The following is a 13,689-nucleotide window of genomic DNA, read 5'->3' on the forward strand; positions in this document are numbered from 1 at the left end:
CGGGGTGGTACCCAGGATGGGCACGCCCGCGGCCTTGAGGTCGGCCGCCAGCTTGAGCGGGGTCTGGCCGCCCAGCTGCACGAACACGCCCAGCAGGCCGCCGCTGCGGCGTTCTGCCTCCACGATCTCCATGACGTCCTCGAACGTGAGCGGTTCGAAGTACAGACGCGTGGAGATGTCGTAGTCGGTCGACACGGTTTCCGGGTTGCAGTTGACCATCACGGTTTCGTACCCGGCCTCGCGCAGCACCATGGACGCGTGCACGCACGAGTAGTCGAACTCGATGCCCTGCCCGATGCGGTTGGGACCGGAGCCCAGGATCATCACCGACGGCTTGTCGTGCGGTGCGATCTCGTTCTCTTCGTCGTAGCTCGAGTAGTGGTAGGGCGTGAAGGCCTCGAACTCGGCCGCGCAGGTGTCCACGGTCTTGAACACGGGACGAATGTCCAGGGCGTGGCGGATGCCGCGCACCACGGACTCGTCCAGGTGCACGAGCTCACCGATCTGGGCGTCCGAGAAACCGTGGCGCTTGGCTTCTCGCAGCGTCTCGGGGCGCAGGTCGCGGTCCTCACGGATCAGCTGCGCGGTCTCGTTGAGCAACTGGAGCTGGTCCAGGAACCACGGGTCGATCGCGGTGGCGTCGAAGATCTGCTCCACGGTGGCACCGGCGAGCAGGGCCTGCTGCACGTTGCGCAGTCGCTCCGTGGTGGTCTCCTTGGTGCGCTCCACCAGACGGGCCACGGTGTTCGGACCGGCCTCGACGGCGGGCTTGGTGAAGTCGAAGGACGATCCCTTCTGCTCAAGGGAACGCAGGGCCTTCTGCAGGGCCTCGGTGAAGTTACGGCCGATCGCCATGGCCTCTCCCACCGACTTCATGGTGGTGGTCAGCGTGGGGTCAGCGGCCGGGAACTTCTCGAACGCGAAGCGCGGAACCTTGACCACCACGTAGTCCAGGGTCGGCTCGAAGCTCGCCGGGGTCTTCTGCGTGATGTCGTTGGGGATCTCGTCCAGCGTGTAGCCCAGCGAGAGCTTGGTCGCGATCTTGGCGATCGGGAAGCCCGTGGCCTTGGAGGCCAGCGCGGAGGAACGGGAGACGCGCGGGTTCATCTCGATGACCACGATGCGCCCGGTGTCCGGTTCCACGGCGAACTGGATGTTACAGCCGCCGGTGTCCACGCCCACCTCGCGGATCACGGCGATCGCGATGTCGCGCATCCGCTGGTATTCCACGTCGGTCAGGGTCAACGCGGGGGCCACGGTGATCGAGTCACCGGTGTGCACGCCCACGGGGTCCACGTTCTCGATCGAGCACACGACCACCACGTTGTCGTTGGCGTCGCGCATCATCTCCAGCTCGTATTCCTTCCATCCGAGGATGGATTCTTCGAGCAGCACCTCGGAGGTCGGCGAGTACTGGATGCCCGCGCCGGCGATACGGTGCAGGTCGGCCTCGTTGTAGGCCATGCCGGAGCCCAGTCCACCCATGGTGAAGGACGGGCGGACCACCATGGGGTAGCCGAGGGTTTCCGCGGCGGCCAGGGCCTCGTCCATCGAGTGCACGATCACGGAGCGGGCAGATTCAGCGCCACAGCGCTCCACCACACCCTTGAACGCCTCGCGGTCCTCGCCCAGGTTGATGGCCTCGACGTCCGCGCCGATCAGTTCGACGTCGTACTTGTCCAGTACACCGTTCGCGTCCAGTGCCAGCGCGGTATTGAGCGCGGTCTGGCCACCCAGGGTGGGCAGAACAGCGTCGGGACGTTCCTTCTCGATGATCTTCTCGACCACCTCGGGGGTGATCGGTTCCACGTAGGTGGCGTCGGCGAACTCGGGGTCCGTCATGATGGTCGCGGGGTTCGAGTTCACGAGGATCACGCGGATGCCCTCGTCCTTGAGCACGCGCAACGCCTGGGTGCCGGAGTAGTCGAACTCCGCGGCCTGGCCGATCACGATGGGGCCGGAGCCGATCACCAAAACACTGTTCAGATCTTGCCTGCGGGGCATTAGCGCTGTCCTGCTTCCTGAGTCGCGGTGCCCTGAGCGGCCCGGTCCATCACGTCGATAAAGCGGTCGAAAAGGTAGGCGGCGTCGTGCGGACCCGCGGCGGCCTCGGGGTGGTACTGCACCGAGAAGGCCGGCAGATCCAGGCAGCGGATGCCCTCCACCACGTTGTCGTTGAGCCCCACGTGGGAGACCCCGGTACGACCGAAGCGGGATTCGGGTGCGGTCACCGTCTCCCCCACCGGCGCGTCCACGGCGAACCCGTGTTCTGGGAGGTGATCTCCACCTTGCCCGTGGTCAGGTCCATCACGGGCTGGTTGATGCCGCGGTGGCCGAAGGGCAGCTTGTACGTGCCGAAGCCCAGGGCGCGGCCCAGCAGCTGATTTCCGAAACAGATTCCGAAGAACGGAATCTTGGCGTCCAGGACCTCGCGCAGCAGCGCCACCTGGTGATCCGCGGTCGCCGGGTCGCCGGGACCGTTGGAGAAGAACACACCGTCCACGTTGCGGTTCGTGATGTCCTCGAACGTGGTGGTCGCGGGTAGCACGTGCACCCGAACGCTCGCTCGGCGAAGCGCTGCGGGGTCATACCCTTGATGCCCAGGTCCACGGCGGCCAGCTCGTGCTTGACCGGCCCCTCCCAGCCGTGCTGGCGGGTTCCACCACATAGGCTTCGTCGATGCTGACCTTCTCGGCCAGGCTCTGACCCTCCATGGTGGGCTGGTCCTTGACGAGCTGGACCAGCTCGGACACGGGCCGAGCGGCGTCGTCGCCGGCGAAGATCCCGGCACGCATGCGCCCTTGTCGCGCAAGTGGCGGGTGAGAGCGCGGGTGTCCACGCCCTGGAGGCCCACGATGTTCTGGGCGGCGAGCTCGTCGTCCAGGCTGCGTTCGGAACGCCAGTTGGACGCGCGGCGCGCTGGGTCGCGCACCACAAAGCCGTTGACCCAGATCTTGCGGGACTCGGCGTCCTGGTCGTTGACGCCCGTGTTGCCGATGTGCGGGGCGGTCTGGATGACGATCTGACCCGCGTAGGAGGGGTCCGTCAGCGTTTCCTGGTAACCGGTCATTCCGGTCGCGAACACGGCTTCACCAAAGGTGTTGCCGGGTGCGCCCCAGGAGCGGCCGCGGAAGACGCGACCGTCCTCGAGCACCAGGACGGACGGTTGAAGGGGGTGTGAGTTCACGAAGAACTCCTTTCCTTTTCATAAAAAACAGCGCGCAGGAGCGCGAAGGAGGCAAAACTTAGGGGGTGCTCACGAGGGCCGACGCCGCGTTCTCGAGTTCTCGGGACTCCTCGCCGTTGCGCGCGCGGAATCCGGTATCGACCACGGTGTCACCGAGTTCCCACGTGAACACGACCAGGCCGTCGCGCTCCACGAACTTGCCGACCATGCCGGAGGCTGTGGCCACCGAACGCAGCTGCTCGCGCGGGATGTAGACGTCCTGGGCGCCCTGTCGGTTGATCAGCACGCCGTCCTCGGCGACGATCGCCTCAGCGTTGGAGCGCACTCCCAGGCCGTGGATCGCGATGCGTTCGAGCGGCTGGGCGGTGTAGGTGGTCACCACGTACATACCGTCCGCACGGGTCACGAGACGGTCCAGCAGGTCAACGGGAGCCTGCGGCAACTGGGGCACGTCCGACTGACGTCGAATGCGGCCACGCCACCCCCACCACACCAAGGCGAAGAGCACCACGACGATCAGGATCGCGAGGAGCGTGGGGAGAAGCTTGTCAGACATGGACGGGTTGCCTTTCGTGGGTCGGATCGAGGATCAGGCGGACAGCGGTGTGTTGAGCTTGCCGTCCAGGACCACGGGGTGGCCCCGGTAGAAGGTGGCGGCCACGCTGCCCGGCAGCGGCATGCCCTTGTAGGGGCTGTTGCGGCCCTTGGACACGTGGGTCTCCGGATTGACCGGGGTCTCCCCCGCCGGATTCCACAGCGTGAGGTTGGCGGGAGTTCCCGCTTCCAGTGCGCCACCTTGATCCTGCAAGCGCAGGATCTCGGAGGGGCGGCGGGAGGTGATCTTGGCGACCGTGGGCCAGTCGATCAGGCCGGTGTCCACCAGGGTCTTCTGCACGACCGACAGTGCCGTCTCCAGGCCGGTCATGCCCATGGCGGCGCAGCTCCACTCGGACTCTTTGTCCTCGATGGTGTGCGGTGCGTGGTCGGTTCCGATCACGTCGATGGTGCCGTCCGCCACGGCCTCCCGCAGGGCCATGACGTCCTCATCGGTGCGCAGCGGCGGGTTGACCTTGTAGACCGGGTCGAAGGTGCGAACCAGTTCCTCGGTGAGCAACAGGTGGTGCGGGGTGGCCTCAGCGGTCACGCTGATGCCGCGTTCCTTGGCCCAGCGCACAATCTCCACCGAGCCCTTGGTCGACAGGTGGCAGATGTGCACGCGGGAGCCACGTGCTGAGCCAGCAGCACGTCACGGGCGATGATGGCTTCTTCGGCCACGGCGGGCCAGCCGGTGAGTCCGAGTTCGGCCGAGACAACGCCCTCGTTCATCTGGGCGCCCTCGGTGAGGCGCGGTTCCTGGGCGTGCTGGGCGACCAGGCCGTCGAAGGACTTCACGTACTCCAGAGCGCGGCGCATGAGCACGGGATCGTGCACGCACTTGCCGTCGTCCGAGAACATCCGCACCTGGGCGCGGGATTCAGCCATCGCGCGGATTTCGGACAGCTGCTTGCCCTCCAGGCCCACGGTCACCGCACCCACGGGGTGCACGTCCGCCCAGCCTGCGTCCTGACCGAGCTGCCAGACCTGCTCGACCACACCGGCGGTGTCCGCCACCGGGTTGGAATTGGCCATCGCGAACACCGCGGTGTAGCCGCCCTTGGCTGCGGCGCGGGTTCCGGTTTCCACCGTCTCGGCGTCCTCGTGGCCGGGCTGGCGCAAGTGGGTGTGCATGTCGACCAGGCCGGGCAGGGCGATCAGGCCGGTGCCGTCCACCACGGTGGCGTCCTCCGGGGCGTCCAGGGATCCGGGTTCGCCCACGGACTGGATCACGCCGTCCACGATCAGAAGGTCAACGGGGTCCGAGCCCTCGGGGCTCACAGTGCTGATGAGGTAGGAACTCATGGTGTCACCTTCAGTTGTCGGAGAGGGACGGGGTGCTCTCGTCTCCCGAGAGCAGTAAGAACAACACGGCCATGCGCACGGACACACCGTTGGCCACCTGGGCCAGCACGGTGGACCGCGGCGAGTCGGCCGCTTCGGACGAGATTTCCAGACCGCGGTTCATGGGACCGGGGTGCATGATCACGGTGGGTGCGTCCATGGCGTCCAGAGTTGCGACGCGTTCCGGGGTAAGGCCCCAGGCCCGCGTGTACTCCTGCTCGCTCGGGAAGAACGCGGCGTTCATGCGTTCGCTCTGCAGTCGGAGCATCATCACGGCGTCAGGGCGCTGGGCGAGCACCTCGTCCAGGTCGTAGGAGACCTCGCACGGCCAGTGGTCCATGCCCACGGGCAACAGCGTGGGAGGCGCCACGAACGTCACGCGCGCACCCAGGGTGTTGAGCAACCACACGTTGGAGCGGGCCACGCGGGAGTGCAGCACGTCCCCCACGATCACCACGTGCATGCCTTCCAGGTCCATGCCCGTGCTGGGGCGGTCCTCACGCTGCGCGCGCACGCGCCGCAGCGTCATGGCGTCCAGCAGTGCCTGGGTGGGGTGCTCGTGCTTGCCGTCCCCGGCGTTGACCACGGCGGCGTCGATCCAGCCCGACGACGCGAGCTGTTGCGGGGCGCCGAGGCGCCATGGCGGATCACCACGCGTCCGCGCTCATGGCCATCAGGGTCTGAGCGGTGTCCTTCAACGATTCCCCCTTGGAGACCGAGGAACCCTTGGCGGAGAAGTTGATCACGTCCGCGGACAGCCGCTTGGCGGCCGTCTCGAAGGAGATGCGGGTGCGGGTCGAATCCTCGAAGAAGAGGTTGACCACGGTGCGGCCGCGCAATGCGGGCAGTTTCTTGACAGAGCGAGAGGACACGGAGGCCATTTGATCGGCGGTGTCCAGAATGCTGAGGGCGTCCGCGTAGCTCAGATCCGCGGTGGTGAGCAGGTGCTTCACGAGGTAGCCCCCTTCTCGCCACGGGCCACGTCCGGATCGGAAGCGACGGGCGCATCGATGACCACGCAGTCCTCGTGGTTCTCTGCTCGTTCCTCCGGGTCAGATTCGCGCAGCAGTACTCGGACCTTTTCCTGTGACGACGTCGGAAGGTTCTTACCCACGTGGTCGGCGCGGATGGGTAGCTCACGGTGACCGCGGTCGACCAGAACGGCCAACCGCACGACCTTGGGGCGTCCCACGTCCACCAGGGCGTCAAGGGCGGCACGAATGGTGCGGCCGGAGAAGAGGACGTCGTCCACGAGCACCACGGTGCGGCCGTCAATGCCGCTGTCCGGAATGATGGTGGGCTGCGGGGTCCGCGCGGGGTTCTTGCGCAGATCATCGCGGTACATGGTGATGTCCAACTGTCCGGTGGACGAACGGGCGTCGAACGACTCGTCGGTCTGTTCGAGCTTGGCGGCCAAACGCTGGGCCAGCGGGTAACCGCGGCGGGCGATGCCCAAAATCACGAGACCTTCGGTGCCCTTGTTGGACTCCAGAATCTCGTGGGCTATCCGGGTCAGAGCCCGGTCAATGTCGGCAGTCGAGAGAATCACGCGCGACGTGGTCGCGGGCAATGATTCGCCGTGTTCGGGCACGCTCACGTGCCGCCTCCTTCCCCGCCTCACTGGACGGACTTAAAGGTTGCGATCTTGATGTGACGCTATCACAGGAGAAAGGCCCCGGATCGCTCTGCACGAGCGATCCGGGGCCCACACCGTCAATCGAGAAGTGACGGCTTAACTTTCTGCAAACGACCCAGCAGACCATTGACGAACCGGGGGGAATCGTCGGTCGACAGTTCCCGTGCCACCGCAACGGCCTCGGACACGGCCACGGCGTCAGGGATCTCGTCGTTGTAGAGCAATTCCCATGCGCCCACGCGCAGGACGTTACGGTCAACGGCGGGCATCCGCTCGAGAGTCCAGCCCTGCGAGTAAGTTTCCAGGAACTCGTCGATGTCCTCGGCGCGATCGTAGAAACCCTCGAGGATGTCCACGGTGTACGGGTTGATCTTGGACGTGCTGTTGTCCCGGCGGCGGTTGAGTGCGTCCTGAATGGACTCGTCTCGCTGTTCCGCCTCGAACAGGATTTCTACCGCGCGGACGCGGGCTTTACTGCGTGCGCTGCTCACTCGTTGACGCGTCCCAGGTAGTCGCCGGTGCGGGTGTCGACCTTGACCTTGGTGCCCTGTTCGAGGAACAGCGGGACCTGGATCTGGTAGCCGGTCTCCACGGTGGCGGGCTTGGTGCCGCCGGTGGAGCGGTCACCCTGCAGGCCGGGCTCGGTGTAGGTGATCTCCAGAACGACCGACGGCGGCATTTCGATGTACAGCGGGGAACCCTCGTACATGGCAACGGTCACGTTTTGGTTCTCCAGCATGAAGTTGGAGGCGTCACCCACAACGGCGGCGGGAACCGTGATCTGGTCGTAGGTGGAGTTGTCCATGAACACGTAGTCTTCGCCGTCCTGGTACAGGTACTGGTACTCACTACGATCCACCGTGGCGGTCTCGATCTTGGCACCGGCGTTGAAGGTCTTGTCGACCACCTTGCCGCTGGTCACGTTGCGCAGCTTGGTGCGCACGAACGCGCCACCCTTGCCCGGCTTGACGTGCTGGAACTCGATGGTCTGCCACAGGTTCCCGTCGAGCTTGAGGATGGTGCCGTTCTTGATGTCGTTGCTGGTTGCCACGGATTCACTTTCTCGTCGGAAACATCACTGCAAAGATTTTGGGGGCGTTAAGCGAACCAGTGTACCGCGCCGGGCGCAGTACACCGTTCTCCACGGCTATTCGGCGATCTCCTGGTAGCACGCGAAGAGGATCGCGGGGTCCGGAACCTCCATGATGCGCGGGGAGCCCTCCTTGTCGAGGACCACGAAGCGCAACAGGTTGCCGCGGGTCTTCTTGTCCCGCTTCATAACCTCGAGCAGGCGCGGCCACTGGTCCGCGCGGTAGGTCACGGGCAAACCCAGGGAGGCGAGGATCGTGCGATGGCGGTCCACGACGTCGTCGGCGAGCGTACCGGCCGCGCGCGCAAGTTCCGCAGCGAAGACCAGGCCCACGGACACTGCCGCGCCGTGGCGCCACTGGTAGCGCTCGTTGTGCTCGATCGCGTGACCCAGCGTGTGACCGTAGTTGAGGAACTCGCGGCGGCCGGATTCCTTGAGGTCGGAAGAGACCACCTCGGCCTTGACGCGAATGGCGCGCTCGATCAGTTCACGCACCACGGGAGACTGCGAATCCCGCACCTCATCCGGGTGCTCCTCGATGAGGTCCAGGATCACGGGGTCTGCGATGAACCCGCACTTGACCACCTCGGCCATGCCGGTGAGGTACTCGTTCTCCGGCAGGGTCTTGAGCGAATCGAGATCGCACACCACGGCGGCCGGCGGGTGGAAGGAACCCACCAGGTTCTTGCCCTCGGCGGTGTTGATGCCGGTCTTGCCGCCCACTGCGGCGTCGACCATGCCCAGCAGGGTGGTCGGCAGGTGGATCACGCGCACACCACGCAACCACGTGGCGGCCACGAAACCACCCAGGTCACTGACGGCGCCGCCGCCCACGGTGACCACGGCGTCCGTGCGGGTGAAGTCCGAGGTGCCCATGATCTGCCAGCAGAATGCCGCGACCTCCACGCGCTTGCCCTCTTCCGCGTCCGGGATCTCCGCGACGAAGCTCTGGATGCCCGCCTGCTTCAGATCCTCCTGGACCAGGTCGCCGGTGGCGCGCAGGCCCGGGGGTGAATGATCAGGACCTTCTTGACGCGTTCGCCGAGCAGCTCGGGAACCTTGCCCAGCAGCCCGTTACCCACGAGCACGTCATAGCGGTTGTCAGGGGTGTCTCCCTGAACGGGAATGGTGGTCACCGAATCAGTCATGCTGTGGCGTCCCTTCGTAGGTCTTTCAAAGCTTTGTTCAGTTGCTGGACCAGCGCACCGATGCGCCGGTGGCCGGTGCCGTCCAGGCGGATGGTGGCCAGCCGCTCGTAGGTGTCACGCCGTTCGTCCAAGATCTCCCGCCAGCGCCGCTCCGGATCCGGCTGCAGCATGGGGCGGGTCTTGTTGCCCGTGATGCGCGGGCGCACGGTGGCTTCATCGACTTTGAGGTAGATCACCGTGTGCCCGGACAGCAGCTCTTGAACCGCCGGGGTCATGGGTGCTCCCCCGCCCAACGAGATGACAGCGTTGCGGTAGCGGGCATCCGAGAGCAGGTCAGCGACTACTCCCGCTTCGATGTCGCGGAAGTGCTGCTGCCCGTGGGCGGTGAACAGCGCCGGAATGGGGCCGTGCTGGGCCTCGATCACGTGATCGGCATCCACGAAGTCCAGCCCGTAGCGCTTGGCGAAGTGATGACCGAGGTGCGATTTTCCCGCCGCCATGGGCCCGATGAGCACCAACGGCGTGGGCAGGGAACTCACGAAAGGTCCCCGCGCACCTCATCAAGAGCGGCGAGCTCAGACGGGTCAGCCAGCTCCGGCGAGGTCCGCAAGTTCTCGGGAATGGCCGCCAGGTAGGCGTCCTTATTGCGCACGGTCTCCGCAATGGAGTCACCGCCGAACTTCTCGAGCGCGGCCTGGGCCAGCACGAGCGCAACCATCGCTTCTGCAACGACGCCGGCGGCCGGCACGGCACACACATCCGAGCGCTGGTGGTGGGCGCGAGCGGCCTCACCCGTGGAGACGTCCACCGTGTGCAGAGCGCGGGGCACGGTGGCGATCGGCTTCATGGCTGCGCGAACACGCAGCAGGTCACCGATGGACATGCCGCCCTCGATACCGCCGGCGCGGTTGGTCACGCGGTGCACGGAGCTGTCCGAACCGGGCAGGGTCTCGTCGTGCGCCCGCGTACCGGGGCGGGCCGCGGTGCGGAAACCGTCACCCACTTCCACGCCCTTGATCGCCTGGATGCCCATGAGCACACCGGCCAGACGGGCATCGAGACGGCGATCCCAGTGCACGTAGGAACCCAGTCCCGGGGGCAGGCCCTCGGCCAGCACCTCGACCACACCGCCCAGGGTCTCCCCCGCCTTGTGAGCGTCGTCGATGGTCGCGACCATGGCGTCCGAGGTGGCCTTGTCGAAGCAACGCAACGGATCGGCGTCGAGCGCCTCCACGTCACCCGCGGTGGGCAAGGCGGCGTCCTCGGGAACAGAGACCTCCGCGATCGCGGTCGTGTGGGACACCAGACGCACGTCCAGGGCAGCCAGGATCTGAGACGCGACCACTCCCAGGGCCACGCGGGTGGCGGTCTCGCGGGCCGACGCACGTTCCAGGACGGGTCGAGCCTCGTCGAAACCGTACTTCTGCATGCCGGTGAGGTCGGCGTGTCCCGGGCGGGGCCGCGTCAGGGGTGCGTTGCGCGCTCGTCCCTCGAGCTTGGCCGCGTCCACGGGGTCCGAGCTCATGACGTCCTGCCACTTGGGCCATTCGGTGTTGGCAATCTCGATTGCCACGGGACCACCCTGGGTCAGGCCGTGCCGCACACCACCCAGAATGCGGACCTCATCCTGTTCGAACTTCATGCGTGCGCCGCGGCCATAGCCGAGCCGGCGGCGGGCCAGCGCCCGTTGAATCATCTCGGTGGTGAGTTCCACCCCGGCGGGAACACCTTCGATGATTCCCACGAGGGCCTCGCCGTGAGATTCTCCGGCCGTGAGCCAACGCAACATGTTCTACTCCAGTACTTGATCGTGGGAGCTTTTCACGGCTCCCGGAAACGGATGAAAGATCCGGTCAACGGTTCAGGCGTGCATCGCGGACCCGCTGCGGGATCACACGCTCGGGGCGGTTCACGGCCCTGCACATGGCCTGCGTGACTTGGGCCTCGCGGGGAACGGGTCGATCCGCGCGGCCCAGGGTGAACCAACGCACTTGATCGACGGCCTGAAAGATCAGCATATCTATTCCGGGAGCGATCGCTCCGCCCGCGTCCTGCCATGACCGGGCAATGGCCGAGGGCCACGGGTCGTAGGCGGCGTCCAGGAGGACACCGGTCACCGTGCCGTTCAAGTCCGCGAATTCGGCCGCGAGATCGTCCGCGCGTGGGGCGGCAGGGTGCAGATGACGGCGTCGTAGTCCGCCAACGACGCCGCTGCCTCGCCCAACGCACGCAGGTTCACCTCGGCGCCGAGCCGCTCGGCGGCATTGGTGACCTTCCCGGCGCGGTCCAGGGACCGCACGAACACGTCGATGCCGGAGGCACCCAGCCGTGCAGGGCGGCCACCGCGGCGGTTCCCGTGCCACCACCACCGACGATCGCGCAGCGAGGCTCGGAAGGGATTTCACGCGCTGCAGTGACCGCGGCCATGATGCCGGTGACGTCCGTGTTGTCCGCGATGGTTGAACCGTCTGGGCGGAAGACCAGAGTGTTGGCCACGCCCAGGGCTTCGACGAGTGACGTGCGCTCATCGGCCTGAGCGGCGGCCAAGGACTTGAGGGGCATGGTCACTGAGAAGCCCCGCCAGTAGCCCTCGGCCACTCGCTCACGCCAGAATGCGTCCCAGTCCTCAGCGGGCACGTCCCACCGGGTGTAGTCCCAATCGGAACCCATCACCCGGTAGGCCGTGGAGTGCAGAACCGGTGACAGGGAGTGAGCCACGGGGTGACCCAGCACCGCTGCGGCGTATCGCTCCATGTCTGCTCCCCTGTGAATCAGTTACACCGGCCCTCGTTGTCCGAGCACCACTCCTGGTACTCCTGGACATTGCGGTTGTGTTCCTCGAAGTTCTCGGCGAACTTGGTCTCGCCGGAGTCGAGGTTCACGGTCACCCAGTAGTAGTAATCGTTCTCGTCCGGGTTGGCGGCGGCCTTGATGGACTCGTCACCGGGGGAACCGATCGGCCCCACAGGTAGACCCGGGTGCGCGAACGTGTTGTACGGGTTGGACTTGTCACGCTTCTCCTCATCGGAGACGTGGTAGGAGCGCTTGCCCAGTCCGTAGGTCACGGACGCATCCGACTGGATCAGACCGTTGGTCTCATCGTCGGGGCGATCAATACGGTTGTAGATGGCACCGGCGACCTCGGGGTAGATGTCCGGGACACCCTCGAACTCCACGAGGGAGGCCACGGTGACCACGCGGAACCACTGATCCTCGGGGACCTCGTTGTTGTTCAACGTGCCTTGGTGCGGTCGACCATCTCCTGGATGATCTGCTCCGGGGTGGCGTCCAACGGGAACGGTACTCACCGGGGTGCAGCCAGCCTTCAAGGGTGGGGAATTCTTCCGGAACGCCAAAGCGGTCGGTGTCTTCCTTGAACGCCTCGAACTCGGACTTGTCGATGCCGGTGGATTCACTCAGCGTCTGGAAAGTGTCGTCGATGCGCTGGGTCTGCGGCACAGCGGCGTAGTGCGAGGCCTCACCGCGTTCCATCATCACGTCGATGGCGGCGTCCGAGCTCATTTGGGTCTTCAGCTGGTAGTCACCCGGCTGGATGAAGTCTTCCGGATAACGTTCCTGGAACGTTTCGATGAAGAAGCCAGCGTTGGCCACAATGTCTTCGGATTCTAGAGAGTTGGCGATCTGACCGGTCGATTGACCATCGCCCACGGTGAAGTTGATCTCCTGATCGCCTCCGCCGTTGTAATCCTTACGCTCGAACAGGCCGAAAGCGGATCCGAGCACGGCCACCACGATCAACAGGGCGGCGATGAACAGGGCAATAGCGGTGGCCAGGGATGCCCGGGAACGGCGCTGTTTCCGAGCGGCCATTTCCGGAGAGACATCATGGTGTTCGAAGGCACCGGACAAGCCCGGGCGGCGCTGATCGCCCGGTTCCAATGTACTCAGAAGGCCGCCGGACGTGGCCGAATCCTTCGCGCCACCCTGTTCCGGGCCGCGGTTGGCCTTGCTATCTCGTGGCTGATCGCTCACGAATGATCTCCGTCCGCCGTTGTCCGTGGTCTTCGGATACTTTCGGCGCCGTGCCGAAGAATATCGTCCATTATCCGCGATCTAACTGTCGATGGGGAAACCGGGTTCGGTTCCCGTTGCCTTGCCCTGATCGATGGCCGACTGCAAGAACGTCACAGCTGCCACCTGATCAACCTTGTCCATGTGTTGCCTCCTGGATACCCCCGCGTCCAGAAGCGACTGGTGCGCCGCAACGGTGGACAGGCGTTCATCCACGAGTCGCACTATTGTTTCGCACTCACGTGAGCGTAACCGATTCTGCAGTGCCACAGCGTACTCTCGGGCCATGTCAGTGGAGCGATTGTCCTGACCGTTCAAGCTACGCGGCAATCCAACGTACACCGCGACCGCGCCGAATTCCTCGCACATGCCTGTGATGATTTTCACATCAAAACGCTTCTTGCGATTCTTGTCCCGCGTGACCGTCTGATGCGGAGTGGCCAACACGCAGTCGGGATCGGTCAGGGCGATGCCCACCCTGACCGATCCGACGTCCACACCCATGCGGACGCCCCTCACGAACGTGTCGCTCACGCGCCCACTACGGAGCGGATCTGCTGGCGCACGGCCTCGAGTGCGTCGTCGATCTTGGGAGCATCGGAACCGCCGCCCTGGGCGACGTCCGGCTTGCCGCCTCCGCCACCACCGAGCACACCGA

Annotated in this window: 13 protein-coding genes and 4 pseudogenes; all 17 read right to left on the bottom strand. The window is 65.6% G+C overall.

The window, feature by feature from the left end; all coding sequences use genetic code 11:
• A partial coding sequence (gene carB / locus YO9_RS0113865; RefSeq protein ID WP_016998033.1) for a carbamoyl-phosphate synthase large subunit occupies positions 1-2,004 on the bottom strand: 2,004 nt, incomplete at its 3' end.
• Positions 2,004-3,187 (bottom strand): annotated as a pseudogene (gene carA / locus YO9_RS0113870) (glutamine-hydrolyzing carbamoyl-phosphate synthase small subunit). The pseudogene carA and the gene carB, both read right to left, overlap by 1 nt.
• 58 nt (positions 3,188-3,245) lie before the next feature.
• Positions 3,246-3,743 (bottom strand): PH-like domain-containing protein, encoded by a 498-nt coding sequence (locus YO9_RS0113875; protein WP_016998035.1) that lies wholly within the window; start codon positions 3,741-3,743, stop codon positions 3,246-3,248.
• A 33-nt stretch (positions 3,744-3,776) separates the two neighbouring features.
• Positions 3,777-5,086, bottom strand: a pseudogene (locus YO9_RS0113880) (dihydroorotase).
• Between the two features lie 10 nt (positions 5,087-5,096).
• A pseudogene (locus YO9_RS0113885) lies at positions 5,097-6,078 on the bottom strand (aspartate carbamoyltransferase catalytic subunit).
• Positions 6,075-6,722 (bottom strand): bifunctional pyr operon transcriptional regulator/uracil phosphoribosyltransferase PyrR, encoded by a 648-nt coding sequence (gene pyrR, locus YO9_RS0113890; RefSeq protein ID WP_016998036.1) that lies wholly within the window; start codon positions 6,720-6,722, stop codon positions 6,075-6,077. Before pyrR ends, YO9_RS0113885 begins: the two are co-directional and overlap by 4 nt.
• Positions 6,723-6,838: 116 nt before the next feature.
• On the bottom strand, positions 6,839-7,252 hold the full coding sequence (nusB, locus tag YO9_RS0113895; RefSeq protein ID WP_016998037.1) for a transcription antitermination factor NusB: 414 nt from the start codon (positions 7,250-7,252) through the stop codon (positions 6,839-6,841).
• The gene (efp, locus tag YO9_RS0113900; protein WP_016998038.1) at positions 7,249-7,812 is read right to left on the bottom strand and encodes an elongation factor P; all 564 of its coding nucleotides are present in this window, start codon (positions 7,810-7,812) and stop codon (positions 7,249-7,251) included. The genes nusB and efp overlap by 4 nt, the downstream gene beginning before the upstream one ends.
• 96 nt (positions 7,813-7,908) lie before the next feature.
• Positions 7,909-8,999 (bottom strand): annotated as a pseudogene (gene aroB / locus YO9_RS0113905) (3-dehydroquinate synthase).
• Positions 8,996-9,538: a shikimate kinase gene (locus YO9_RS0113910; protein WP_016998039.1), complete on the bottom strand. Its 543-nt coding sequence runs from the start codon at positions 9,536-9,538 to the stop codon at positions 8,996-8,998. The pseudogene aroB and the gene YO9_RS0113910 overlap by 4 nt, the downstream one beginning before the upstream one ends.
• On the bottom strand, positions 9,535-10,788 hold the full coding sequence (aroC, locus tag YO9_RS0113915) for a chorismate synthase (protein ID WP_016998040.1): 1,254 nt from the start codon (positions 10,786-10,788) through the stop codon (positions 9,535-9,537). Before aroC ends, YO9_RS0113910 begins: the two co-directional genes overlap by 4 nt.
• A 64-nt stretch (positions 10,789-10,852) precedes the next feature.
• Positions 10,853-11,128, bottom strand: coding sequence for a hypothetical protein (locus YO9_RS21020; RefSeq protein ID WP_317259838.1), 276 nt, complete (start codon positions 11,126-11,128; stop codon positions 10,853-10,855).
• 106 nt (positions 11,129-11,234) lie between these two features.
• The gene (locus YO9_RS21025; protein WP_317259839.1) at positions 11,235-11,753 is read right to left on the bottom strand and encodes a shikimate dehydrogenase family protein; all 519 of its coding nucleotides are present in this window, start codon (positions 11,751-11,753) and stop codon (positions 11,235-11,237) included.
• 17 nt (positions 11,754-11,770) lie between these two features.
• Positions 11,771-12,196, bottom strand: coding sequence for an endolytic transglycosylase MltG (locus YO9_RS20180; protein ID WP_262925701.1), 426 nt, complete (start codon positions 12,194-12,196; stop codon positions 11,771-11,773).
• Positions 12,111-12,992, bottom strand: a complete 882-nt coding sequence (locus tag YO9_RS20185) for an endolytic transglycosylase MltG (protein WP_262925702.1) — start codon at positions 12,990-12,992, stop codon at positions 12,111-12,113. Before YO9_RS20185 ends, YO9_RS20180 begins: the two co-directional genes overlap by 86 nt.
• Positions 12,993-13,073: 81 nt before the next feature.
• Complete coding sequence (gene ruvX / locus YO9_RS0113930) at positions 13,074-13,565, bottom strand: Holliday junction resolvase RuvX (protein ID WP_031273368.1); 492 nt, start codon at positions 13,563-13,565, stop codon at positions 13,074-13,076.
• On the bottom strand, positions 13,562-13,684 hold the full coding sequence (locus tag YO9_RS21755; RefSeq protein ID WP_223286604.1) for a DHHA1 domain-containing protein: 123 nt from the start codon (positions 13,682-13,684) through the stop codon (positions 13,562-13,564). Before YO9_RS21755 ends, ruvX begins: the two co-directional genes overlap by 4 nt.
• Between the last annotated feature and the right edge of the window lie 5 nt (positions 13,685-13,689).

This window comes from Kocuria atrinae C3-8, assembly GCF_000286355.1.
In the GTDB taxonomy this organism is placed as follows: domain Bacteria; phylum Actinomycetota; class Actinomycetes; order Actinomycetales; family Micrococcaceae; genus Kocuria; species Kocuria atrinae_A.